This is a genomic window from Sinorhizobium sp. NFACC03 (genome assembly GCF_900103435.1).
Taxonomy (GTDB): domain Bacteria; phylum Pseudomonadota; class Alphaproteobacteria; order Rhizobiales; family Rhizobiaceae; genus Ensifer.
The window spans coordinates 147,892-170,345 of the sequence record NZ_FMXF01000011.1; the positions used below are offsets into that span (position 1 = coordinate 147,892).

Annotated in this window: 18 protein-coding genes; 1 reads left to right on the plus strand and 17 read right to left on the minus strand. The window is 63.3% G+C overall.

All coding sequences use genetic code 11. The annotated features are described in order from the left end of the window. Positions 1–173 precede the first annotated feature (173 nt). From lpxC to aqpZ, 6 genes are all read right to left on the minus strand, one after another. The gene (gene lpxC, locus BLU35_RS16190) at positions 174–1,127 is read right to left on the minus strand and encodes a UDP-3-O-acyl-N-acetylglucosamine deacetylase (protein WP_058321246.1); all 954 of its coding nucleotides are present in this window, start codon (positions 1,125–1,127) and stop codon (positions 174–176) included. Between the two features lie 334 nt (positions 1,128–1,461). Continuing rightward, complete coding sequence (gene ftsZ / locus BLU35_RS16195) at positions 1,462–3,249, minus strand: cell division protein FtsZ (RefSeq protein ID WP_093233707.1); 1,788 nt, start codon at positions 3,247–3,249, stop codon at positions 1,462–1,464. A 106-nt stretch (positions 3,250–3,355) separates the two neighbouring features. Further along, positions 3,356–4,687 (minus strand): cell division protein FtsA, encoded by a 1,332-nt coding sequence (gene ftsA / locus BLU35_RS16200; RefSeq protein ID WP_057253485.1) that lies wholly within the window; start codon positions 4,685–4,687, stop codon positions 3,356–3,358. Continuing rightward, positions 4,684–5,634, minus strand: a complete 951-nt coding sequence (gene ftsQ / locus BLU35_RS16205) for a cell division protein FtsQ (protein WP_093233708.1) — start codon at positions 5,632–5,634, stop codon at positions 4,684–4,686. The genes ftsA and ftsQ overlap by 4 nt, the downstream gene beginning before the upstream one ends. Continuing rightward, positions 5,622–6,548 carry a D-alanine--D-alanine ligase gene (locus tag BLU35_RS16210; protein ID WP_093233709.1) on the minus strand — a complete coding sequence of 309 codons (927 nt, stop codon included), beginning with the start codon at positions 6,546–6,548 and terminating at the stop codon, positions 5,622–5,624. Before BLU35_RS16210 ends, ftsQ begins: the two co-directional genes overlap by 13 nt. A gap of 309 nt (positions 6,549–6,857) precedes the next feature. Continuing rightward, complete coding sequence (gene aqpZ, locus BLU35_RS16215) at positions 6,858–7,544, minus strand: aquaporin Z (RefSeq protein WP_093233710.1); 687 nt, start codon at positions 7,542–7,544, stop codon at positions 6,858–6,860. 323 nt (positions 7,545–7,867) lie between these two features. Here aqpZ and BLU35_RS16220 point away from each other — a divergent pair, with 323 nt between their 5' ends. Further along, a complete protein-coding gene (locus BLU35_RS16220) occupies positions 7,868–9,178 on the plus strand; it encodes an MFS transporter (RefSeq protein WP_093233711.1) in 1,311 nt (436 codons plus the stop codon). A gap of 107 nt (positions 9,179–9,285) precedes the next feature. Here the strand turns inward: BLU35_RS16220 and BLU35_RS16225 are convergent, their stop codons facing one another. The 11 genes from BLU35_RS16225 to ftsL all read right to left on the minus strand — a co-directional run bounded on the left by BLU35_RS16225 (position 9,286) and on the right by ftsL (position 22,449). Further along, on the minus strand, positions 9,286–9,732 hold the full coding sequence (locus BLU35_RS16225; RefSeq protein ID WP_093233712.1) for a hypothetical protein: 447 nt from the start codon (positions 9,730–9,732) through the stop codon (positions 9,286–9,288). A gap of 94 nt (positions 9,733–9,826) precedes the next feature. After that, on the minus strand, positions 9,827–10,801 hold the full coding sequence (gene murB / locus BLU35_RS16230) for a UDP-N-acetylmuramate dehydrogenase (RefSeq protein ID WP_058321243.1): 975 nt from the start codon (positions 10,799–10,801) through the stop codon (positions 9,827–9,829). 2 nt (positions 10,802–10,803) lie between these two features. Further along, positions 10,804–12,213 (minus strand): UDP-N-acetylmuramate--L-alanine ligase, encoded by a 1,410-nt coding sequence (gene murC, locus BLU35_RS16235; RefSeq protein ID WP_057253472.1) that lies wholly within the window; start codon positions 12,211–12,213, stop codon positions 10,804–10,806. Further along, positions 12,210–13,334, minus strand: coding sequence for an undecaprenyldiphospho-muramoylpentapeptide beta-N-acetylglucosaminyltransferase (gene murG, locus BLU35_RS16240; protein ID WP_057253470.1), 1,125 nt, complete (start codon positions 13,332–13,334; stop codon positions 12,210–12,212). The genes murC and murG overlap by 4 nt, the downstream gene beginning before the upstream one ends. Positions 13,335–13,337: 3 nt before the next feature. Then, a complete protein-coding gene (ftsW, locus tag BLU35_RS16245) occupies positions 13,338–14,492 on the minus strand; it encodes a putative lipid II flippase FtsW (RefSeq protein ID WP_057253468.1) in 1,155 nt (384 codons plus the stop codon). Positions 14,493–14,595: 103 nt separating this feature from the next. Continuing rightward, positions 14,596–15,987 carry a UDP-N-acetylmuramoyl-L-alanine--D-glutamate ligase gene (murD, locus tag BLU35_RS16250; RefSeq protein ID WP_093233713.1) on the minus strand — a complete coding sequence of 464 codons (1,392 nt, stop codon included), beginning with the start codon at positions 15,985–15,987 and terminating at the stop codon, positions 14,596–14,598. Positions 15,988–15,994: 7 nt separating this feature from the next. Beyond that, positions 15,995–17,095: a phospho-N-acetylmuramoyl-pentapeptide-transferase gene (gene mraY, locus BLU35_RS16255; protein WP_057253465.1), complete on the minus strand. Its 1,101-nt coding sequence runs from the start codon at positions 17,093–17,095 to the stop codon at positions 15,995–15,997. Positions 17,096–17,346: 251 nt separating this feature from the next. After that, the gene (locus BLU35_RS16260) at positions 17,347–18,786 is read right to left on the minus strand and encodes a UDP-N-acetylmuramoylalanyl-D-glutamyl-2,6-diaminopimelate--D-alanyl-D-alanine ligase (protein ID WP_093233714.1); all 1,440 of its coding nucleotides are present in this window, start codon (positions 18,784–18,786) and stop codon (positions 17,347–17,349) included. A 1-nt stretch (position 18,787) separates the two neighbouring features. Next, positions 18,788–20,251 carry a UDP-N-acetylmuramoyl-L-alanyl-D-glutamate--2,6-diaminopimelate ligase gene (locus tag BLU35_RS16265; protein ID WP_093233726.1) on the minus strand — a complete coding sequence of 488 codons (1,464 nt, stop codon included), beginning with the start codon at positions 20,249–20,251 and terminating at the stop codon, positions 18,788–18,790. A 66-nt stretch (positions 20,252–20,317) separates the two neighbouring features. Further along, positions 20,318–22,066, minus strand: coding sequence for a peptidoglycan D,D-transpeptidase FtsI family protein (locus tag BLU35_RS16270; RefSeq protein ID WP_057253461.1), 1,749 nt, complete (start codon positions 22,064–22,066; stop codon positions 20,318–20,320). Further along, positions 22,066–22,449 carry a cell division protein FtsL gene (ftsL, locus tag BLU35_RS16275; protein WP_057253459.1) on the minus strand — a complete coding sequence of 128 codons (384 nt, stop codon included), beginning with the start codon at positions 22,447–22,449 and terminating at the stop codon, positions 22,066–22,068. The genes BLU35_RS16270 and ftsL overlap by 1 nt, the downstream gene beginning before the upstream one ends. Between the last annotated feature and the right edge of the window lie 5 nt (positions 22,450–22,454).

The following is a 22,454-nucleotide window of genomic DNA, read 5'->3' on the forward strand; positions in this document are numbered from 1 at the left end:
GGATATTCCCGTTCCACGCTGCGGGCTTGGACCCCGCCAGACATGCGCTTTTAGAGCAAGTTACCTTGAGACCGCAACGTCATGATCGGTGATTCATGCAAATTTGTGGCGGCCCTATCATGAAAATGCCGGCCTTTCGGCCGGCGACTGGAGGAGATGATGACTTTTTTTGTTTATGCGGACCAGGGCGCAAAGCCCGGAACTGCAACTGCAACCATGTCGCGGGCGCGGGTGCGCTGACGCGGGGTCGCCGTTTCGACGACTTCGTAGGCCGTCGGATCGCTGAGAAGCGCCTTCAGTGCGTTGGCGTTCATCTTGTGACCGCCGCGGTAGGAACGGTAGCAGCCGATGAACGGCGCGCCGGCGAGCGAGAGATCGCCGACCGCATCGAGCGTCTTGTGACGAACGAACTCGTCCGTGTAGCGCAGGCCCTCGACGTTGATGACGGTGTTGTCGTCGGAGATGACGACCGAGTTTTCGAGCGAGGAGCCGAGCGCAAAGCCGGCAGCCCAGAGCCGCTCGACATCACGCATGAAGCCGAAGGTGCGGGCGCGCGACAGCTCGCGCTTGAAGACGGACGGCGTCATGTCGCCCTTCCAGGACTGGCGACCGATCAGCGGGCAATCGAAGTCGATCTCGACCTCGAAGCGCATGCCGTCATAGGGCGTGAACTCCGACCAGGACGCGCCCGATTCGATGCGCACCGGCTTGACGATGCGGATGTAGCGACGCTTGACTGCAAGGGCGCGAACGCCCACCTGCTCGATCGCGTCGATGAAGGGTTCGGAGCTGCCGTCCATGATCGGCATTTCGGCGCCGTGAACTTCGACCGTCAGGTTGTCGAGGCCGAGCGCATAGATCGCGGCCATCACATGTTCGATCGTAGCAATCGACGTCGCCGGCGACATGCCGAGAACGGTGCAGAGATCGGTGTTGCCGACCTGCGAGGAAACCGCCTTGTATTCGCTGATCCGGCCATTGGCGAGAACGCGCTGGAACACGATGCCCGCATCGGCTTCCGCCGGATGGAAGGTGATCGACACTTCTGCACCCGAGTGAACGCCATTTCCCTTCAGCGTTACCGGGCTTGCAATCGTCGTCTGAAACCCGAGCAATTCGATTCCCATTCTCGTCACTTTCAATACCTGTGGCCGATGGCCAAAACCTGCTGGCGGACGCAGCGAACTTCAGGGCACAAACAAGGCGCCCGAGAGTCTCGGAGCAAAATCCGATCCTCTGCGTTTCGAACAGACAGCGCTTGATCGAATCGCATGCGTCCCCAATTCCGAGTCTGAAAATAGGAGTTTGGAGGCACCATTCCAAATCACTGTTCGTTTCGCTTTGTTACGTATTTGCGACGGTCCGCAACATCGAATCAAACATCTGAAATGATGAAGAAAATGCAAAAATGCCCGGGCAGTTGCCCGGGCATTCGGCAAGGTGAAGGAACGGGCCTTCCAATCAGTTCGACTGACGGCGCAGGAACGCCGGGATTTCGAGCTGATCATCTTCTTGCGGGCGCGTCTGCTGCGAAACGCGACCGTGATCGTCAAGCTGGCCGCGACGCGGCGCATAGAGGCTCGCTTCCGGCGAGAGCGGCCGGCGCTGCTGGGAAGCAGCGGTCGGTGCGGAAGCCGTCATGTCGGCGGCCGCCGGGGTCTGTTCGCGCTCACGCAGGCCAAGCGAGCTGGTGATGCGGTTCAAGAGACCCATCGGGCCACGCTCTTCCGCGATCGGGGCTGCCGGCTGGGCGCGACGGTCCATCTCGGCCTTCACGACTGGCGGAAAGTCTTCGACCTTCGGCATGCGAACCTGTTCCGGCTGCTGGCGCATGACCGGAGCAACGGGCTCCTGGCGCATCACCGGCTGCGGCTGAGGCTGGGCCTGAACCGGCTGCATCTGCGGCTGCGGCTGGCGCATGACCGGAGCGGCCTCTACCGGTGCTGCACCGGCGAAAAGCTTGCTCTGGGGACGGAAGTTCTCTTCATGCGCTTGCTGAGCCGGAGCCTGGACCTGTGCCTGGGCGGCGCGGGTCGCGATATCGAGCTCGCGCTCCATTTCGGCTTCGCGGATCGCAGCCGCGATGTGATCGACAGACGGCTGCTGCTGAACCGGCTGCACCGGCTGGGCGACGGGCTGCTGCATTACCGGCTGATGAACCGGGGCCGGCTGGTGCTGGGCAACCGGCTGCGGCTGCTGGGCAGGAATGGCGGCCGACGGACGGACGACCGGTTTGGCTGCTACCGGACGAAAGTCAGCGGAACGACCCGCCACCTCCGCGGCCGTACGGTCGATGCCGGTGGCGACGACCGAGACGCGGATCAGGCCTTCGAGTTCTTCGTCGAACGTCGCGCCGAGGATGATGTTGGCATCCGGGTCGACTTCTTCGCGAATACGGGTTGCGGCTTCGTCGAGTTCGAACAGCGTCAGGTCGCGGCCACCGGTGATCGAGATCAGGAGGCCCTGGGCGCCCTTCATCGAGGTCTCGTCGAGCAGCGGGTTGGCAATCGCGGCTTCGGCAGCGGCCAGTGCACGGCCTTCGCCCGAAGCTTCGCCGGTACCCATCATGGCGCGGCCCATTTCACGCATCACCGAGCGGACGTCGGCGAAGTCGAGGTTGATGAGGCCTTCCTTGACCATGAGGTCGGTGATGCAGGCAACGCCCGAATAGAGAACCTGGTCGGCCATCGCGAAGGCGTCCGCAAAGGTCGTGCGGTCGTTGGCGATGCGGAAGAGGTTCTGGTTCGGGATGACGATCAGGGTGTCGACCGACTTCTGCAGTTCGGCAATGCCCTGGTCGGCGAGGCGCATACGGCGCGCGCCTTCGAAATGGAACGGCTTGGTGACGACGCCGACCGTCAGGATGCCCTTGTTGCGGGCGGCCTGGGCAACGATCGGGGCTGCACCCGTGCCGGTGCCGCCGCCCATGCCGGCGGTGACGAAGCACATGTGGGTGCCGTTCAGGTGGTCGATGATCTCATCGATGCACTCTTCGGCGGCCGCGCGGCCGACTTCCGGCTGCGAACCGGCGCCGAGACCTTCGGTGACGGCGACGCCCATCTGGATGATGCGCTCGGCCTTGGTCATGGTCAGTGCCTGGGCATCGGTGTTGGCGACGACGAAATCGACGCCCTGGAGGCCTGCAGTGATCATGTTGTTGACGGCGTTGCCACCGCCACCACCCACGCCAAAGACGGTGATGCGCGGCTTCAGCTCCGTGATATCCGGCTTCTGCAAGTTGATAGTCATTGTACCCGTTCCTTCTGTTTTCTGGCCGCCTTGCCGAGCCGGCCAAATCTCTCAAAGTCCAACATTTCCTTCATCCGACGCCGTCCCTGTCGGCGCCGAACGTCACTCAAAAGCTCTCTTTCAGCCACTGCCCCATGCGGGCGATGCGACCGTTGCCGGCGCCGAGCGCCGAGAACATGCCGCCGTGGGCGGCATGGGTCTCGAGGTCGGCGACCTGCGGATAGATCATCAGGCCGACCGCCGTGGAGAAGGCCGGCCCCTTGGCAGCCGCGGGCAGCCCGGAAACTCCGAGCGGACGGCCGATGCGAACATTGCGGGCGAGGATGCGGCGCGCCGCTTCCGGCAGGCCCGTGAGCTGGCTTGCGCCGCCCGTCAGAACGATGCGCTTGCCGACGATCGGGCTGAAGCCCGAGCGCTGGATGCGGTCGCGGATCAATTCGAGCGTCTCTTCGATGCGGGCGCGCACGATGCGCGAGACGAGCGCACGCGGCACATGCGTCGGCTGATCGCGGTCGTCCTCGCCGATCGGCGGAACCGAGACGATGTCGCGTTCGTCGGCGCTGTTGGGCAGTGCCGAACCGTGCACGACCTTCAGCCGCTCGGCGTCTTCGATGCGGGTCGAAAGACCGCGCGCCAGGTCCGTCGTCACGTGGTGGCCGCCGAGGCTGACGGCGTCAGCGTGAACCAGTTTGCCTTCGGCAAAGACCGAGATCGTCGTCGTGCCGCCGCCCATGTCGATCGCGGCACAGCCGAGCTCGACTTCGTCGTCGACGAGCGCTGCAAGCCCGCTGGCATAGGGGGTCGCCACCATGCCCTCGACCGAGAGGTGAGCGCGGTTGACGCAGAGTTCCAGGTTCTTCAGCGCTGCACGCTCGGCCGTCAGCACATGCATGTCGACGCCGAGAACGTCGCCGAACATGGCGAGCGGATCACGGATGCCGCGTTCGCCATCGAGCGAGAAGCCCGTAGGCAGTGAGTGCAGGATGGCGCGGTCGGACCGCAGCGACTGCTGGCCGGCGGCCGACAGAACCTTGCGCAGATCGTTGGCGTCGACTTCCTGACCGCCGAGATCGATCGTCGCGGTGTAGACGTCGCTCTGCAGCCGGCCGGCCGAAACGTTGACGATCATGCTGTCGATGGTAAGCCCGGCCATACGCTCGGCCGCGTCGACCGCGAGCCGCACGACGCTTTCGACCGCATCGAGATCGGCGACGACACCGTTCTTGACGCCCCGCGACTTCTGATGGCCGATGCCGATGATTTCGACGTTGTGGGTGCGGTTCGGCAGGATCTGGCTCTCGGCGCGCGGCGTCAGCCGGCCGATCATGCAGACCACCTTGGTCGAACCGATATCCAGCACCGAGACAACGTGAGACCGCTTCGAAGAAAGCGGCTTCAGGCGCGGCAAGCCAAAGCTGGAGGAACCGAACAAACTCATATCCGCCCCTCTTTCTTCTTTTCGGTCTCCTGCGCCTTCAGCATTTTGTCCCTCGCCTTCAAGGCAACTTCGCGCCGGGTGACTGCACCCGGAGTCAACTGAACTGTGGTTCGATCCTGCAGCCTCAGATCCACGGCCGCGATGTCGCGCTCCAGGAGCTGGTGCTGGCTTTCCATGTCGGAGAGCACTTGCATCGCCTGGGCGACGTCGTGCTCCGGCAACTTGACGATGATGCCGTTATCGAGGCGCAGGTCCCAACGGCGACCGGCGACGCGAACGAAGGCCCTCACCCGCGAGCGGATCTCCGGCCAGCGGGAAAACTCGTCGTAGAAATCGGCGGCCGCCGTTTCGGCATCGCGGCCAACGAACAGCGGCAGCGCCGCAAACTTGTTGTCGCGCAGCGGCGCAATCACGCTGCCGCTTCTTTCGATCAGCGAAAGATCGGAGCCGTGCTGCCAGATGCCAAAGGCCTTGCGCTCGGTAAGGTTGACCTCGATCGTGCCGGGATAGACCTTGCGCACCGTCACGCCCTGAACCCAGGGCATTTCCGCGATCAGCTTGCGGGCCTCGGCGATATCGAGCGCCACCAGCGACGTCGTGCCGTCCAGGCCGAGCTGCTGGAGGATGTCGATCTCCGAGGTCTGGTCGTTGCCGGAAACCTTGACGTCTTCGATCGCAAATCCCGCGGCGGCGGTCGAAGCTTGCGCGAAGTTCTGCGTATGACCGCCGAGCGACATGCCGTAGAAGCCCGTCGCAGCAAAAAAGGCGAGCGCCGAGATCGTGCCGGTACGGGCCGGAAAGCGAACGCGGCCAGCACCAAGACTGACGAAGAAGCGCACGACACGACGGAGCGGACGCGGCAGCACACGGCCGCCGTCCACATCGACGGCTGCAGCGCCATCGAGGTGACGAACCCTCTTGCCCCTTCTGCCCCTCAACGCAAACACGACGCTTCCTCCACCATCCAACTCAAAAACTCACCGAAACTATAGCCGGCATGCGCGGCCATCTCGGGCACCAGGGAGGTTGGCGTCATGCCGGGCTGGGTGTTGATTTCCAGCCAGATCAGCTCGCCCTCACCGGAGGAACTGTCATCGAAACGAAAGTCGGATCGGCTGACGCCCCGGCAACCGATTGCCTGATGCGCCTTCAGAGCGAGTGTTTGTATTTTTTGGTAAATATTTGGTGAAATCTGTGCCGGAATGACGTGGCGAGAACCACCTTTTACGTACTTGGAGTCATAATCGTAGAAGGCATGGCCCTGCGGGATGATTTCGGTCACGCCAAGGGCCTTGTCGCCCATGACGCCACAGGTCAGTTCGCGGCCGGCGACATAACGCTCGACCATGATTCGGTCGCCATAGCGCCACTCGCTCGAGGTTACCACTTGCGGCGGATGCGACCGATCTTCCTTGACGATGACGACGCCGAAGCTCGAGCCCTCACGGACCGGCTTGACGACATAGGGCGGCTTCATCGGGTGCTTCGGACCGAAGGCATGGCGATCCATCACCTGCGCGTCGGCAACCGGAATGCCGGAGGCGGCCGCAACGTGCTTGGCCTGCGCCTTGTCCATGGCGAGCGCCGAGGCGAGTACGCCGGAATGGGTGTAGGGAATTTCCAGATATTCGAGGATGCCCTGGATCGTGCCGTCCTCGCCGAACGGACCATGAAGAGCATTGAAGGCGACGTCCGGCCGGAGTGCCGCGAGCACCTCGGCAACGTTGCGGTCGACGTCGATTCGGGTGACGCGATAGCCGGCGGCCTCAAGGGCATCCGCGCAGGCAGCCCCGGACGACAGGCTAACCGGTCGCTCCGAAGAAAATCCGCCCATCAGGACAGCCACATGCTTGCCGCTCATTCAAACCCCCAAACAATACGCCACTATCGCAAGGTTTCCTTGCGTCTGGCTGATTCCGGTCCCCGCGAGTCACCGGTGCCATTGGGTCACTAGAACGGCATTATGGTTAACGAACCGTTTACTTTCGTTAACCTTAGTCGGGAAACGAAACACGCGCCGTGCGTGCACGCGCATAGGCGACAAGGCATTTTGGCGGGAGATCAAAGGGTTGCGGAGCAATCCTGAATCTATTGCGTAACAAGCGAAAAAAAAATGAAAAACCCGCCGCAAACGAGGCGGCGGGCTCAATTCGGACAATGAGATGAACGCTCAGTCGTCGTCGCCGACGATCTTCCAGACGATGCCGGCGATTGCCGCACCGACGATCGGCGCCACCCAGAAAAGCCACAGCTGTGCCAGCGCCCAATCGCCTACGAAAAGCGCCTGCCCCGTCGAGCGGGCCGGGTTGACCGAGGTGTTCGTCACCGGAATCGAGACCAGGTGAATGAGGGTGAGCGCCAGGCCGATGGCGATCGGCGCGAAGCCGGCCGGCACGCGGCCATGGGTGGAACCGAGAATGATGAACAGGAAGAAGAAGGTCAGCATCACCTCGGCAACAAGCGCTGATATCAGCGAATAGCCGCCCGGTGAATGCTCGCCATAGCCGTTGGCGGCAAAGCCACCGAGCTGGAAACCGGCCTTGCCGCTGGCGATCAGATAGAGCACGCCCGCAGCGGCAATCGCGCCCAGCACCTGGGAGACAACGTAGCCGACGAGCTTGTGGGACGGAAACTTGCCGGCGACCATCAGCCCAACCGAAACGGCCGGATTGAAGTGTCCACCGGAGATGCCGCCGACCGCATAGGCCATGGTGAGTACGGTGAGACCAAAAGCAAAAGAAACGCCGAGCAGGCCGATGCCGACCTCAGGAAAGGCAGCCGCCAGCACCGCGCTGCCGCAACCGCCGAAAACGAGCCAGAATGTACCCAGAAATTCCGCAGAAAGCCTTTTGAACATGCATTCGCTCCTGAAAAACGAAGCCGATCGCTTCAAGTGCCCAGAGTTTGCCACAATTTGATTCCGGTCAAGATGGGTTGTGAGGCGATGTCAAACGCGCGCAAAAGGTGAAATCGACCAAGCGCAGCTCAATATATTGCCCAAGCAACAGGCAGACCCAACCTCTGCCGCAGAGAGCCATGCACCAGCGGAATAATGTTGCGCATGACGCCGATATCGTTCGCATTTCTTACGGTTTCAGGGTTTCGTCATGCCGAAACTTGCGTTAATAGCCCTCAACCGCCTCCCAAGACGGTATGAAATCCATATCAGGAACCATCATAATGACAGACGCGACAACCTCCCTGTCGCCGAAGGACAATGCGTCGAAGCACGCGGCAGTGAACTCCCCTGCCCGGGTGCTGTTCGCAAGCCTCGTCGGCACGACCATCGAATTCTTCGACTTCTACGTTTACGCCACCGCCGCAGTGCTGGTCTTTCCGCACCTGTTCTTCCCGACCGCCGACCCGACCTCGGCAATGCTGCAGTCCTTCGCGACCTTCTCGATTGCCTTCTTCGCCCGCCCCTTCGGCGCCGTCATCTTCGGCCATTTCGGCGACAAGGTCGGCCGCAAGGCGACGCTCGTGGCGGCACTGATGACCATGGGCATATCTACCGTCGTGATCGGCCTTTTGCCGACCTATGCGACGATCGGCGTCGCAGCGCCCCTGCTCTTGGCCCTTTGCCGTTTCGGCCAGGGCCTCGGCCTCGGCGGCGAATGGGGTGGCGCTGTGCTGCTCGCCACCGAAAACGCGCCCGAGGGCAAGCGCAGCTGGTACGCCATGTTCCCGCAGCTCGGCGCCCCGATCGGTTTCATCCTGTCGGCCGGCACCTTCCTGATCCTCGGCGAAGTCATGAGCAACGAAGCCTTCCTCGCCTGGGGCTGGCGCGTGCCCTTCATCGCCAGCATCCTGCTGGTCGCCGTCGGCCTCTATGTCCGGCTGAAGATCACCGAGACGCCGGAGTTCCAGAAGGCGGTAGACAAGCACGAGCGCGTGCAGGTTCCGATCGCCGAGATCTTCCGCTTCCACAAGCGCAGCCTCGTTCTCGGCACCTTCGTGGCGCTCGCGACCTTCGTGCTGTTCTATCTGATGACGGTGTTCTCGCTCTCCTGGGGCACGGCAAAGCTCGGCTACTCGCGCGAGCAGTTCCTCGTCGTACAGATGACCGGCGTCGTCTTCTTCGGCCTGATGATCCCGGTCGCCGGCATCCTTTCGGACCGGTTCGGCCGCCGCCTGGTGCTGATCCTCACGACGATCGGCATCGGCGTCTTCGGCCTCTTCATGGCACCGCTGCTGGCCGGCGGCATCGGTGGCGCCTTCCTGTTCTCGATCATCGGCCTAGGCCTCATGGGCCTCACCTACGGCCCGATCGGCGCAGCGCTTGCCGCCCCCTTCCCGACCTCGGTGCGCTACACCGGCGCGTCCATGACCTTTAATCTCGCCGGCATCTTCGGCGCGTCTCTGGCGCCCTACATCGCCACCTGGCTCGCCACCAACTACAGCCTGGATTACGTCGGCTACTACCTGCTGGCCGCCGCCGCCATCACGCTGCTTTGCCTCGTGCTGTCGACGGAAGACGAGGTCTCGGCCTGATATCGGACTGGCCGCGCCCCTGTGCGCGGCCGACCGCAAACAAGGAGAGCCGCAGCGGCAACGCTGCGGCTCTCCTTTTTGGCAGGCTTTGTCGGCAAAACCTCCGCCTAGTCTGAACTCGCGCCAATGAAGATGGCTGCACCTTCCTCATGCCGGAAGATAAGCGCGAAGTCCCAAAACACGGGATAGGCCGGATGCCCGCTCCTAAGCCAGAAGGACTCGATCATGGTCGAGCCCTTGACCATCGCATGGATCTGCTCCCCCAAAAGATCGATCAGCGATCTGAATTTTCCGGATTTGAGTACCAGGTCGGACGGACCAGCGCCGGCATCCCCTGCATAGAGCAGAGCGTCCTTCACTGTTGGCCACACGAGCTCAGGCTGAATTTGTTCGATTCCGCCCAGTTCGGCCCCTGTCCCTAGCGCCATCTGCACAAGTGCGTCTGAATCTACCGGATGGACAGGCTGCACCTCGTACAGCCTCAGGAAGACGGAGTAATTCGTCGAGCCCGCATTCAGTGCGGCCGAAATTTGCGCCAGAGTTTCTTGTTCCATAGTCCTTCCAAAAGCGCGGCGATGCCGCTTGCCAGATAAACGAAAGGCCGCAGCGTCGCCGCCACGGCCTCTCCAAAACATCCTCGCAACAGCCTCAGGCGATGCCGCGGCCGAGGAATTCCTTGATCTCGTAGCCCGGCATGAAGGTACCGATGCGCTTGATTTCCCATTCGAGCCGGACGCCCGAATGTTCGAGAACTTGTTGGCGCACCGTTTCTCCAAGGTATTCCAGCTCGTAGCCGGTCGCCTGGCCGGTATTGATCATGAAATTGCAGTGCAGCGGCGACATCTGGGCGCTGCCGACCATGAGCCCCCGGCACCCCGCTTCGTCGATCAATTTCCAGGCGGAATGGCCCTCCGGGTTCTTGAAGGTCGAACCGCCGGTCTTTTCGCGGATCGGTTGGACCGTTTCGCGATGTTGACGCACCGCATCCATGTCGGTGCGGATCTTGTTCTTGTCCTCGGCGTAACCTTCGAAGACCGCGTGGGTGAAGATCAGATCCTTTGGTGCCGACGAATGGCGATAGGCGTAGCCCATATCGGCATTCGACAGCACATGCTGGTTGCCCTGGCGGTCGACGGCATGGACTTCGACGACACGCTCACGGGTCTCCGTGCCGTTGGCGCCGGCGTTCATGCGCAGTGCGCCGCCGAGCGAGCCGGGGATGCCGTAGAAGAAGTAGAATCCCCCGATGCCGTGATCGAGCGCCATGGCCGCGATGTTCTTGTCCGGGCAGATGGCGCCGGCCTTGATGCGATTTTCGCCGACGAGCTCGAGATCGCCGAAGCCCTTGGCCGAGAGGCGGATGACAACGCCGGGAATGCCGCCGTCGCGCACGAGCAGGTTCGAGCCGACACCGACCACCATGACCGGCACTTCGGCCGGAACCAGCTTCAGGAAGGTGACGAGATCATCCGTGTCGTGCGGCTGGAACATCAGCTCGGCAAGGCCGCCGGCGCGGAACCAGGTGACGCGATCCATCGGCGCGTCGGGCGTGATGCGGCCGCGCACAGCGCTGACACCGCTTCCGAGCGATTCCAGTAGTTTCTGACCGTTGACCTGTTTCATGCTCAAATTCCTGAAATATCCGCGAGTTCCTTAGGCAGGGCAGCCGCCCAGTAGGTGATGCTGCCAGCCCCCAAGAGAACCACAAAATCGCCGGGCTGTGCAATCTTGCTGACAACCGGGGCAATCGCTTCCGGACCGGAGACGTAACGGGCGTCGCGATGGCCGCCGGCCTTGATGCGATCCACCAGCTCCTCGGCCGTCGCGCCCGGTATCGCTTCTTCGCCGGCCGCATAGACCGGCGCGATCAGGATCGTGTCGGCATCGTTGAAGCAGGCGGAGAATTCCTGGAACAGGCTCGAAAGGCGCGAGTAGCGATGCGGCTGGTGCACGGCGATGATTCGCCCCTGGCAGGCCTCGCGCGCGGCCCTTAAGACCGCCTTGATCTCGACCGGATGGTGGCCGTAGTCGTCATAGACGCGCACGCCGTTCCATTCGCCGGTCAGCGTGAAGCGGCGCTTGACGCCGCTGAAAGAGGCAAGCCCCCTGGCGATCGCTTCCGGGCTGATGCCGAGGCGCTGCGCAACCGCAATCGCCGCAGTCGCGTTCGATACGTTGTGGCGCCCGGGCATCGGCAGGCGCAGATCCTTCATCGGGATCACCTGACCGGTGCGGCGACGGCGGATCTCGATGTCGAAGATCGAGGTGCCGTTCTCCATGCGGATGTTGTGGAAACGCACGTCGGCCTGCGGGTTCTCGCCGTAGGTCACGACCTTGCGGTCCTCGATATTGCCGACCATGGTCTGCACTTCCGGATGATCGAGGCAGAGCACGCCGAAACCGTAGAACGGCACGTTCTCGACGAACTGTCGGAAGGCGGCGCGCACCGCGTCGAAATTGCCGTAGTGGTCGAGATGTTCGGGGTCGATATTGGTGACGACGGCCACATCGGCCGGCAGCTTCAGGAAAGTGCCATCGGATTCGTCGGCCTCCACCACCATCCACTCGCCCTCGCCCATGCGGGCATTGGTGCCATAGGCATTGATGATGCCGCCGTTGATGACCGTCGGGTCGAGATTGCCGGCTTCGAGCAGCGCCGCAACCATGGAAGTCGTCGTCGTCTTGCCATGCGTACCGCCGATCGCGATCGCGTTGCGGAAGCGCATGAGCTCGGCGAGCATTTCGGCGCGACGCACGACGGGAAGGAATTTCTCGCGGGCGACGATCAGTTCCGGATTGTCCTTCTTGATCGCGGTCGAAACGACGATCACTTCGGCGTCGCCGAGATTTTCGGCCTTGTGGCCGACGAAGACCTCGATGCCCTTGGCGCGCAAGCGCTGCACATTGGCGCTGTCGGCCTGGTCGGAACCCTGCACGCGGTGGCCGAGATTGTGAAGGACCTCGGCGATGCCGCTCATGCCGATGCCGCCGATACCGATGAAATGGACCAGCCCGATGGTTTTCGGCATTTTCATGAGCGTGTTTCCCTGAATTTCTCGACTGTCAAACCGCTGGCAATAGCCTCTACGAGGGATGCAAGCAAGCTTGCTGCGTCCGGCTTGCCGGTTTCCCGGGCGTTTGCCGCCATCTGGGCGAGCGATTGCGGGTTGCCGATCGCATCCTTGAGGATGCCTGCAAGGCGGTCGGCCGTGAGTTCACCTTGAGCGATCACCCGCGCGCCACCCTTGGCGGCGAGTGCTGCGGCATTGGCCGCCTGATCGTGGTCGAGCGCATAGGGATAGGGCACCAGGATCGCCGGGCGACCGATGACCGCAAGCTCGGAAACCGTCGAGGCGCCGGAGCGGCAGATAACGAGTTGGGCACCGGCGATGCGCTCGGCCATGTCCGTGAAGAACGGCGAGACCTCGGCCGGTACGCCAAGCTTCTCGTAAGTGGCGATCACGCCGTCCCTGTCTTCCGGGCGCGCCTGCTGGGTGACCTTGAACCGCTGGCGAACGTCGTCCTCGAGCCGGCAGATCGCCTGCGGGACCGCCTTGGAGAAGTATTGCGCGCCCTGGCTGCCGCCGAAGACGACAAGATGGAACGGCGCGTCGCCGCTGGCGGCGGCATAGGGCGAATTGGCGGCGGCCAGCACGGCCGGGCGCACCGGATTGCCGGTTGTCACGGTCTTCGCGGCAAAGGCGCCCGTACCTTCCGGCAGGAAGCCGCCGGCGATCGCCTTGACGCGCGAAGCCAGCGCCTTGTTGGCCCGGCCCATGACGGCATTCTGCTCGTGGATGATCGACGGCACGCCCATGCCGGTGGCGGCAAGCAGCGGCGGAACGGTCGGATAGCCGCCGAAGCCGACGACAGCCTTGGGCTTCAGCCGCGCGATCAGCTTGCGCGCCGCACGCATGCCGGTCCACAGCGTCCACAGCGACTTCGCAACACTGATCGGGTTCTTCGAGCCGATCGTCGCCGAGGGCACGACATGCACCTCGTCGGCCGGGAACTTGCCGGCATAACGCTCTGCGCGGCTGTCGGTGACGAGATGGACCGAATAGCCATTGGCCTTCAGTTCGTGGGCCAGCGCCTCCGCCGGAAACAGGTGGCCGCCGGTACCGCCGGCGGCGAGCAGGATGATGCCTTTAGTCATGTTTTACTCCGCCGGCACACCAATGCCGGACCGAAACAGGCTGCGCTCCACGGCGCGCTTCTCCGGACGGTGACGAGTCAAAGCCAGGATGAAGCCGGCAGTGACGCAGATCGCCACCATGGACGAGCCACCATAGGAGATCAGCGGCAGGGTCATGCCCTTGGCCGGGAGCAGTTCGAGGTTCACGCCGATGTTGATCATCGACTGGATGCCGATCTGGAGAACCAGGCCGGCAACGGCGAACCGGTTGAAGTCGTTGCGTTCGCGGAAGGCATGGTTGAGGCCGCGCATCACCAGGAAGGCGAAGATCAGCACGATGACCATGCAAAAGACGATGCCGAATTCCTCGGCCGCAACGGAAAAGACGAAGTCGGTATGGCTGTCCGGGATGATGCGCTTGACGATGCCTTCGCCAGGACCCCGGCCGAACCAGTCGCCGCGAATGATCGCCTCGCGTGCGGTATCCATCTGGAAGGTGTCGCCCTCGCCGGTCAGGAACTTGTCGATACGGGCCGCCACGTGCGGCAGCATCGTATAGGCGACGAAGAAACCGCCGAGCGCAGCACCGCCGAGCAGGATGATCCACAGCCAGGGCATGCCGGCCATGAAGAACATGCCGCCCCAGACCGCGGTCGTCAGGATCGTCTGGCCAAGGTCGGGCTGGGCGACGAGAAGCGCTGCGACGATGCCGAAGAGCAGGATGGCAAAGAGATTGCCGGGGATTTCCGGTTGGCGCGCATGTTCGGAGAAGAGCCAGGCGCAGACGACGACAAAGGCCGGCTTCATGAATTCCGAGGGCTGGATCGAGATGCCGGCGATGGAAAGCCAGCGCATCGAGCCCTTCACCTCCTCGCCGATGAAGAGCACCAGCACCATCATCGCGAGCGAGCCGCCGAGAAGCAGGATCGCAGCGCGCCTGACCTGGCGCGGCGAGAGGAACGAGATACCGACCATCACCACCAGTGACGGCAAGAGGAAGAGCGCGTGACGCTTGACGAAGTGGAAGCTGTCGAGGCCGATGCGCTCGGCGACGGCGGGGCTTGCGGCGAAGGACAGCATGAAGCCGACGCCCATCAACAGGATGAAGGTCGCCAGAAAGAACCTGTCGATCGTCCAGAACCAGTCGGCCACGGGGCCACGTTCGGCTCGGCTTACCATCTTGTCAGTCCCCTTCTCCGGCGCCTCTTGCGCCCCATGTCCGAATACCTGCACCCGCTTCCGTTTCGACCGGTGCCTTCAGCACCAGCCTGACGGTGACGGACTAAATCAGCATCGTCACGCCATCGATCGCGCGCACATGGCCGACAAACGCATCGCCGCGCACCTCGAAGTTCTTATACTGGTCGAAGCTTGCGCAAGCCGGGGATAACATCACCGCCGAAGGGCCGGCTTCGTCCTTGCCTGCCTCTGCGGCCGCATGCGCCACCGCCTGCTCCAGCGTGCCCGAAATTTCGTAAGGAACCGCCTCGCCGAGCGTCGCCGCAAAGGCAGGCGCCGCCTCGCCGATCAGATAGGCCTTGACGATCTTCGGGAAGAAGGGCGCAAGCGTCGTGATGCCCCCTTCCTTCGGTAGACCGCCGGCAATCCAGTAGATGCGCTCATAGCTCGAAAGCGCCGGCGCTGCCGCGTCGGCATTGGTCGCCTTGCTATCGTTGACGAACACGACCGCGCCCTTACGCCCAACCGGCTGCATGCGGTGCTTGAGACCGGGGAAGCTCTTCAGCCCGTCGCGGATCTCCACCGCGCTGACGCCAACTGCGAGGCAGGCGGCAATGGCAGCCGCCGCGTTCTGGGCGTTGTGGCCGCCGCGCAAAGTCTGAATACCGTCGAGATCGACGAACAGGCTGGACGTGCCGCCTTCTGCCTTCAGGATGCGCGAGCCTTCGGCATAAAGACCATTGGCAAGCACATGGCGGCGCGAGATTCGGACCGTCTTCGTGCCCGCGCGCTCCACCCGGTCGGCGATCAGGGCCGAGAAGCTGTCGTCGACGCCGACGATGGCCGTGCCGCTGCCGGCGACCAGCCGCTCCTTGATGTCGGCGTAGTGCTGCATCGTGCCGTGGCGATCGAGGTGGTCGGGCGTGAGGTTCAGGAGAATGCCGGCGCTCGGGTTGAGAGTCGGCGCCAGATCGATCTGGTAGGACGAGCACTCGACCACGTAGAAGCGGCCGGCCTTGGGCGGATCGAGCGTCAGAACCGCCGTGCCGATATTGCCGCCGAGCTGGGTGTCGCGACCGCTTTCCTTCAGGATATGCGCGATCAGCGCCGTTGTCGTCGACTTGCCGTTGGTGCCGGTAATCGCGATGAACGGGCAATCGGGCGCATGGGCGCGGCGTTCGCGCACGAAGAGCTCGACGTCGCCGATGATCTCGACGCCCGAAGCATGGGCGAGATCCACCGTCCAGTGCGGCTTCGGATGGGTGAGCGGCACGCCCGGCGAAAGCACGAAGGCGGCAAAGCCGGACCACTCGACCGTGCGCAGGTCCGCCGTCGGCACCCCCGCGGCGGAAGCCTTGGCGACGCTGTCCGGGTTGTCGTCCCACGCGGTGACGTCCGCGCCACCCGCGACCAACGCCTGCGCTGTCGCAAGCCCCGAGCCGCCGAGCCCGAAAAGAGCGACCTTCCCACCGCTGAATGTGGTGACCGGGATCATCGTCCGCTCACCGCAGCTTGAGGGTGGAGAGGCCGACCATCGCCAGGATGACGGCGATGATCCAGAAACGGATCACGACCTGGCTTTCCGTCCAGCCCTTCTTTTCGAAGTGGTGGTGGATCGGCGCCATCAGGAAGACGCGGCGGCCGGTGCGCTTGAACCAGAACACCTGGATGATCACCGACAGGGTTTCCATCACGAAGAGGCCGCCGATGATGACCATGACGATCTCATGCTTGACGGCAACGGCAACGGTGCCGATCAGGCCGCCGAGCGCGAGCGACCCGGTGTCGCCCATGAATATCGCGGCTGGCGGCGCGTTGAACCAGAGGAAGCCGAGGCCGGCGCCGATGACGGCGCCGAGGATGACGGCAAGCTCGCCGGTGCCGGGCACGAAATGGATCTGCAGGTAGTTGGCAAAGACCGCGTTACCGGCGAGATAGGCGATCAGGCCGAAGGCAGCGGCGGCGATCATGACCGGCACGATCGCAAGGCCGTCGAGACCGTCCGTCAGGTTCACGGCATTGCCGGCGCCGACGATAACGAAGCCACCGAACAGCACGAAGAAATAGCCGAGATTGATCACCAGGTCCTTGAAGAAGGGGAACGTGACCGAGGAGCCGAAGGTCGAGCCGGCGGTACCGCTCGAAAGCGACGCCTGCATCATGAAGAACACCGCAATCGCTGCGATGATGAATTCGAAGCCGAGGCGCGCCTTGCCGGAAAAGCCCTTGTCCGACTGCTTGGTGACCTTGAGGTAGTCGTCATAGAAGCCGATGGCGCCGAAACCGAGGGTGACGAGCAGGGTCGAGACCACGTAGACGCTGGAAAGATCGGCCCAGAGCAGCGACGAGACGACGATGCCGGCCAGAATCATCAGGCCGCCCATAGTCGGCGTGCCGGCCTTCTTGAAATGCGTCTGCGGCCCGTCGGCGCGGATCGGCTGGCCCTTGCCCTGGCGGATGCGCAGCGAAGCGATCATTGCAGGGCCGAACAGGAAGACGATCATGGCCGAGGTGAAGAGCGCCGCGCCGGTGCGGAAGGTGATGTAGCGAAAAAGATTGAAAAACTGAAAGTGGTCCGCCAGTTCCACGAGCCAAATGAGCATAAGGGACCTTTCCCCAAAGGTTTAGTAATAGACGTCGTCCAACAGAATCATCTGAAAAACGATACGCATTACAGCGCCGCGCGTCTAACTAGACGCGCAAAGGTCGCTGCAACATTTTGATCCGCTGCATAATTTTTCCCCTAAATCGATTCCGATTTAAGGAGTTATGCAGCAGCATGCGAAAGTGTTCGGGCGCGCCCACCTAACCCCAGGCTATATCCACCGCGCCCATCATGGGTGGTGTCGCCGGCTTATTCCTCGGCTTCAGGTCCCTCGGCATCCGCTGCCGGATAGGTCTCGATCAGCGCCTGCACGATCTTGGCGCAGCCGGTCCCCTTCGACGACTTGATCATGATGACATCGCCGGGCGCGATGGCGGCCAACGCATACGTCTTCAGGTCCTCGACGCTCTCGCGGTAGATCACCGAAACTTCTGCAGGTAGCGCATCACGGAGATGCGCCATCAAAGGTCCGGCAAGCCAGACATCGGTGATACCGGCTTCGACGAGCGGACGGGCGAGTGCGGCATGCACCTCGACGGCGTGTTCGCCCATTTCCAGCATGTCGCCGAGCACGGCGATGCGGCGGCCGCCGACCGGCGGTTCGCTGTCGCGCAGGAGCGCGATCGCCGCCCGCATCGAGCTCGGATTGGCATTGTAGCTCTCGTCGATCACCTTCAGCGTGCCGGTGCCGATCACTAGCGTATGGCGTCGCCCCCTGCCCGTTTCCGCCTGCATGGTCGCAAGGGCCGAAGCCGCATAGTCGAGATCGCCGCCGGCAAGCTTCACCGCTGCCAGAACGGCCACCGCGTTCTCGGCAATGTGCCGTCCGGGCGCGCCGATCGCCACTTCCAGCGTCCGACCACCGATGCCGGCCCAGAGAATGGAGCCTTCCGGACCGCCACTGTATTCGACCAGGCGGAATTCGGCCTTGGGATTGGCGCCGAAGGAATGGATGTGGCTGACGCCGGCCGTAGCCGCGGCATTTTCCAGAAGCTTGTATTGAGGGCTGTCGTGAATGATCAGCGCATGGCCGCCATTGACGACACCTTCGAAGATCTCGGCCTTGGCCTCGGCGATCTCATCGAGGCTCTTGAAGTTGCCGAGGTGGGCGGCGGCGATGCTCGTCACCATGGCCACGTGCGGCCGTACCATGGCAGTCAACGGCCGGATCTCGCCCGGATGGTTCATGCCGATCTCGAAGATGCCGAAGTCGGTTGCCTCGGGCATGCGTGCGAGCGTCAGCGGCACGCCCCAGTGATTATTGAAGGATGCGACCGAAGCATGCACGCGGCCCTGGGGCTTGAGCACATGGCGCAGCATCTCCTTGGTCGTCGTCTTGCCGACCGAACCGGTGACGGCGATGATCTTGGCGGCGCTGCGGTCGCGCGCCGCGCAACCCAGCCGGATCATCGCTTCGAGAACGTCGTCGACGACGATCATCGGCGCATTGAGGCGTCCGAGCGCCGGCAGCTTGCCTTCGCTGACGACCAGCACTGCCGCGCCATTGGCGAGCGCAATGCCGGCATAGTCGTGGCCGTCGACGCGATCGCCCTTGATCGCAAAGAAAGCTTCGCCCTTGCCGATCGAGCGGCTGTCAATCGAGATCCCGCTGATGCCTTCCGGCAGGTTGCCGACAGGCCGGCCGTTCATCGCGGCCAGGAGATCGCTGCTTGTCCAGAGCCAGTTCAAATCACAAGCCTCCCAATGCCTTGCGGACCTCCGCATGATCCGAGAAGGGCAGCGTCACGGAGCCGACCGTCTGGCCCTCCTCATGTCCCTTCCCGGCAACGATCAGCGTGTCGCCGGTCTTCAGCATGCCGACCGCCGTGCGGATCGCCTGGGCGCGGTCGCCGATCTCGATTGCGCCCTTGGCAGCAGTCATGATTTCGGCGCGGATCACCTCGGGGATCTCCGAACGCGGATTGTCGTCGGTCACGATCGTCACATCGGCAAGCCTTGTCGCGATCTCGCCCATGATCGGGCGCTTGCCCTTGTCGCGGTCGCCGCCGCAGCCGAAGACCACGACGACGCGGCCGGTCGTGAACGGACGCACCGAGGCCAGCACGTTTTCCAGCGCATCCGGCTTGTGGGCATAGTCGACATAGGCGAGCGCGCCATCCTTGGTCTGGCCGACCAGCTCGAGGCGGCCGGAGGCGCCTTGCAGCTTCTCAAGCGCCGAGAAGGCAGCCTTGGCGCTGATGCCGGTCGACATCGCAAGGCCTGCCGCGACCAGCGCGTTCGCCACCTGGAAATCGCCGGCGAGCGGAATGTGGATTTCGAAGATGTCGTCGCCGACATGCACTTCGGCCGATTGCTTGTGGCGGAAGTGCTCGACCCGCTTCAGCGAGATGAAATCGCCCTTGCGGCCGACCGTGCGCACGTCGAGCTTCGCCTTGCGGGCGGCGGCGATCGCCTGCTCCGACCATTGGTCGTCGGCAAAGATCACCGCCGGCGCACCCTTCGGCAGCAGGGAATTGAACAGCCGCATCTTGGAGGCCATGTAGTGCTCGACCGTCGGATGATAGTCCATGTGGTCGCGGCCGAGATTGGTGAAAGCGGCGGCCGAAAGGCGCACGCCGTCGAGACGGCTCTGGTCGAGGCCGTGGCTGGAGGCTTCCATTGCCGCATGGGTGACGCCGGTATCGGCAAGCTCGGCCAGGAGCTTGTGCAGCGACACCGGATCGGGCGTCGTCAGCGAGCCGTAATCGTTGCGGCCGGGAGCCACGACACCGGTCGTGCCGATCATCGCGGCCGCAAAGCCCGAATGCGCCCAGATCTGGCGGGTGAAGGAGGCGACCGAGGTCTTGCCGGCGGTGCCGGTCACGGCGACCATGGTTTCCGGCTGGCGGCCATAGAAGGCGGCAGCGGCGCGCGCCAGGAAAGCGCGGGGTTCAGAGAGCTTCAGGACCGGCGCCGACGAGGCATCGACATCCGAGCCCGCTTCGGTGACGACGGCGACCGCGCCGCGCTTCAGCGCGTCGGCGATATAGGTGCTGCCATTGGCCTTGCTGCCGGTAACTGCGACGAAGAGATCCCCTGGCTGAACCTGCCGACTGTCGGCCGTCAGTCCGGCAACGTCGATATCGGCGGCAGCGCCGCCCAGTTGCGCCGAAAGTTCCGGGAAGTTCGATCCCGCCAGGTCTTTGATCTTCATGAACGCACGTCTCGCATCGATTTCGATCCGCAAGAATCGCGAATCGTCCGCTTTCTCATTTCATGTCTAATAAGACACAAGCAAGGCAGAACCGTCTTCTCCAAACTTTGGTTCGACACCGAGCAGCGGCGCGGAGCGGCTGATGATGTCGCGAACCATGGGAGCAGCGTTCGAGCCTGCCGTGCGCCCGCCACCCTCGCCGGTCTTCGGCGCGTCGATGAAGGTCAGCACGATGTATTTCGGGTTGTCGATCGGGAAGGCCGCGAGGAAGGCGTTGAAGTTCTGGTCGCTGGCATAGCGGCCATTGACCACCTTGTCGGCCGTACCGGTCTTGCCACCGACGTTGAAGCCCGGCACCAGCGCACGCTTGCCCGAGCCGGCAATGCCGTTCCAGCGCAAGAGGAAGCGCATGTCGTCGCTAGTGCTCTTCTTGACCACCGGCGTGGCGACTGCGTTGGCCTGCTCCTCGGTGCGCGGCAGGAAGGTCGGCTCGATCAGCTTGCCGCCGTTGACGAGTGCAGCACCCGCAACCGCCGTCTGCAGCGGCGTCGTCGAGACGCCGTGGCCGAAGGAGATCGTGACCGAGTTGATCTTCTTCCATTCGCGCGGCTGCGTCGGGGTTTTCACCTCCGGCAGCTCGGTCGGCAGCTTCGAAAGCAGACCGATGCGCGTCAGGAATTCCTTGTGGCCGGGAATGCCGATGAGGTCAGCGATCTTGGCCGTGCCGATGTTCGACGAATACTGGAAGATTTCAGGCACGGTCAGCACGCGGCGCTTGCCGTGGAAGTCCTTGATGGTGAAGCCGCCGATGCGGATCGGCGCCGAAGCGTCGAAGCTGTCGTTGAGCGTCACCTTGCCGGAATCCAGCCCCATGGCGATGGTGAAGGTCTTGAAGGTGGAGCCCATTTCGAACGTGCCGTTCGACATGCGGTTCATCCAGCCCTCTTCCGCACCTTCGGCCGGCTTGTTCGGGTCGTAATCGGGAACGGACGCCATCGCCAGAACTTCGCCGGTGTTGACGTCGAGCACGACGGCGCCGGCGGCCAGCGCCTGATAGTTCTTCATACCGGCGTCGATAACGTCGCGCACGATGTTCTGCACGCGCACGTCGATCGAGAGCTTCACCGGCTCGAGCTTGGCGTCGCTGGTCATGCCGATCGCGGCAAGGTCGGCGAGCCCCTGGCTGTCGATGTAGCGCTCCATGCCGGCAACGCCGCGGTTGTCGATGTTGACGTGGCCGAGAATATGCGCGGCGGTGTGGCCGCCGGGATAGAAGCGGCGTTTTTCCGGACGGAAGCCGACGCCGGGAATGCCGAGCGCCAGGATCTCGCTCTGCTGCTTCGGGGTCAACTGGCGGCGCAGCCACTGGAAGCGCGATTTCGACTTCAGCTTGTTGTAGATTTCGCGCGCATTGATATCAGGCAGAACCGTCGACAGGCGCTCGACTGCCTCGTCGGCATCGACGATCTTGTGCGGCTCGGCATAGAGCGAAACGGTGCGGATGTCGGTCGCGAGGATCTCGCCGTTGCGGTCGAGAATGTCTGGACGCGAGGCCATCAGGTTGTCGGCCCGGCCGATGCTGGAAACCGTTTCCGGCTGCGCCATGCCGTATTGCACCAGGCGCCCGCCGATGACGGCATAGACGATGCCGAAGCTCGCGATCACGATGGCGACGCGGTTCTTCGCCTGATTGGTGGTCTTCTTGCGCGTCCCTTGAAAGGTGACGTTGAGGCCGCTTTCGGCCGGCCGGTTGTTGCCGCCTGCCGAGAAATGCGCCTTGCTCTTCAATACCATGATGCGGGAGAGAAACGACATCAGCGCGCCACCGAGCCAGTTGCCATGTTATCGGTCTTGTTGATGATCGAGGCGATACCGTCCTTCGCCGACTTGTCTTCCGGCACCGGCAGATCCGCCTTCAGCATCGGCAGTTCCTGCGGCTGGGCGAGCTGTGTGGAAGGCGTCGGCGCAAGCTGCAGGTCGGCACCGAAGGTACCGACCAGACGCTCCAGCCGGTTCGGCTGCGTCAAGAGCGCCCAGTCGGCGCGAAGCAGATCGATCGTGTCCTCTTCAAGCTTGATCGCCACGTCGAGCTTGCGGACTTCCTCAAGCTTGTTTTCGGCGCGATGCTTGATCGTATAGGTCACCGTCGCGGCGGCCGTCATGACGACGATCAGAACGATATCGAGCGTTCGAAGCATGTCTT

Excerpts from the sequence above, each read along its gene's own strand:
- lpxC (WP_058321246.1), bottom strand. The coding sequence starts at position 1,127 with ATGGGAATCGAATTGCTCGGGTTTCAGACGACGATTGCAAGCCCGGTA.
- ftsZ (WP_093233707.1), bottom strand. The coding sequence starts at position 3,249 with ATGACTATCAACTTGCAGAAGCCGGATATCACGGAGCTGAAGCCGCGC.
- ftsA (WP_057253485.1), bottom strand. The coding sequence starts at position 4,687 with ATGAGTTTGTTCGGTTCCTCCAGCTTTGGCTTGCCGCGCCTGAAGCCG.
- BLU35_RS16210 (WP_093233709.1), bottom strand. The coding sequence starts at position 6,548 with ATGAGCGGCAAGCATGTGGCTGTCCTGATGGGCGGATTTTCTTCGGAG.
- aqpZ (WP_093233710.1), bottom strand. The coding sequence starts at position 7,544 with ATGTTCAAAAGGCTTTCTGCGGAATTTCTGGGTACATTCTGGCTCGTT.
- BLU35_RS16220 (WP_093233711.1), top strand. The coding sequence starts at position 7,868 with ATGACAGACGCGACAACCTCCCTGTCGCCGAAGGACAATGCGTCGAAG.
- BLU35_RS16225 (WP_093233712.1), bottom strand. The coding sequence starts at position 9,732 with ATGGAACAAGAAACTCTGGCGCAAATTTCGGCCGCACTGAATGCGGGC.
- murB (WP_058321243.1), bottom strand. The coding sequence starts at position 10,801 with ATGAAACAGGTCAACGGTCAGAAACTACTGGAATCGCTCGGAAGCGGT.
- murC (WP_057253472.1), bottom strand. The coding sequence starts at position 12,213 with ATGAAAATGCCGAAAACCATCGGGCTGGTCCATTTCATCGGTATCGGC.
- murG (WP_057253470.1), bottom strand. The coding sequence starts at position 13,334 with ATGACTAAAGGCATCATCCTGCTCGCCGCCGGCGGTACCGGCGGCCAC.
- ftsW (WP_057253468.1), bottom strand. The coding sequence starts at position 14,492 with ATGGTAAGCCGAGCCGAACGTGGCCCCGTGGCCGACTGGTTCTGGACG.
- murD (WP_093233713.1), bottom strand. The coding sequence starts at position 15,987 with ATGATCCCGGTCACCACATTCAGCGGTGGGAAGGTCGCTCTTTTCGGG.
- mraY (WP_057253465.1), bottom strand. The coding sequence starts at position 17,095 with ATGCTCATTTGGCTCGTGGAACTGGCGGACCACTTTCAGTTTTTCAAT.
- BLU35_RS16265 (WP_093233726.1), bottom strand. The coding sequence starts at position 20,251 with ATGAAGATCAAAGACCTGGCGGGATCGAACTTCCCGGAACTTTCGGCG.
- BLU35_RS16270 (WP_057253461.1), bottom strand. The coding sequence starts at position 22,066 with ATGTCGTTTCTCTCCCGCATCATGGTATTGAAGAGCAAGGCGCATTTC.
- ftsL (WP_057253459.1), bottom strand. The coding sequence starts at position 22,449 with ATGCTTCGAACGCTCGATATCGTTCTGATCGTCGTCATGACGGCCGCC.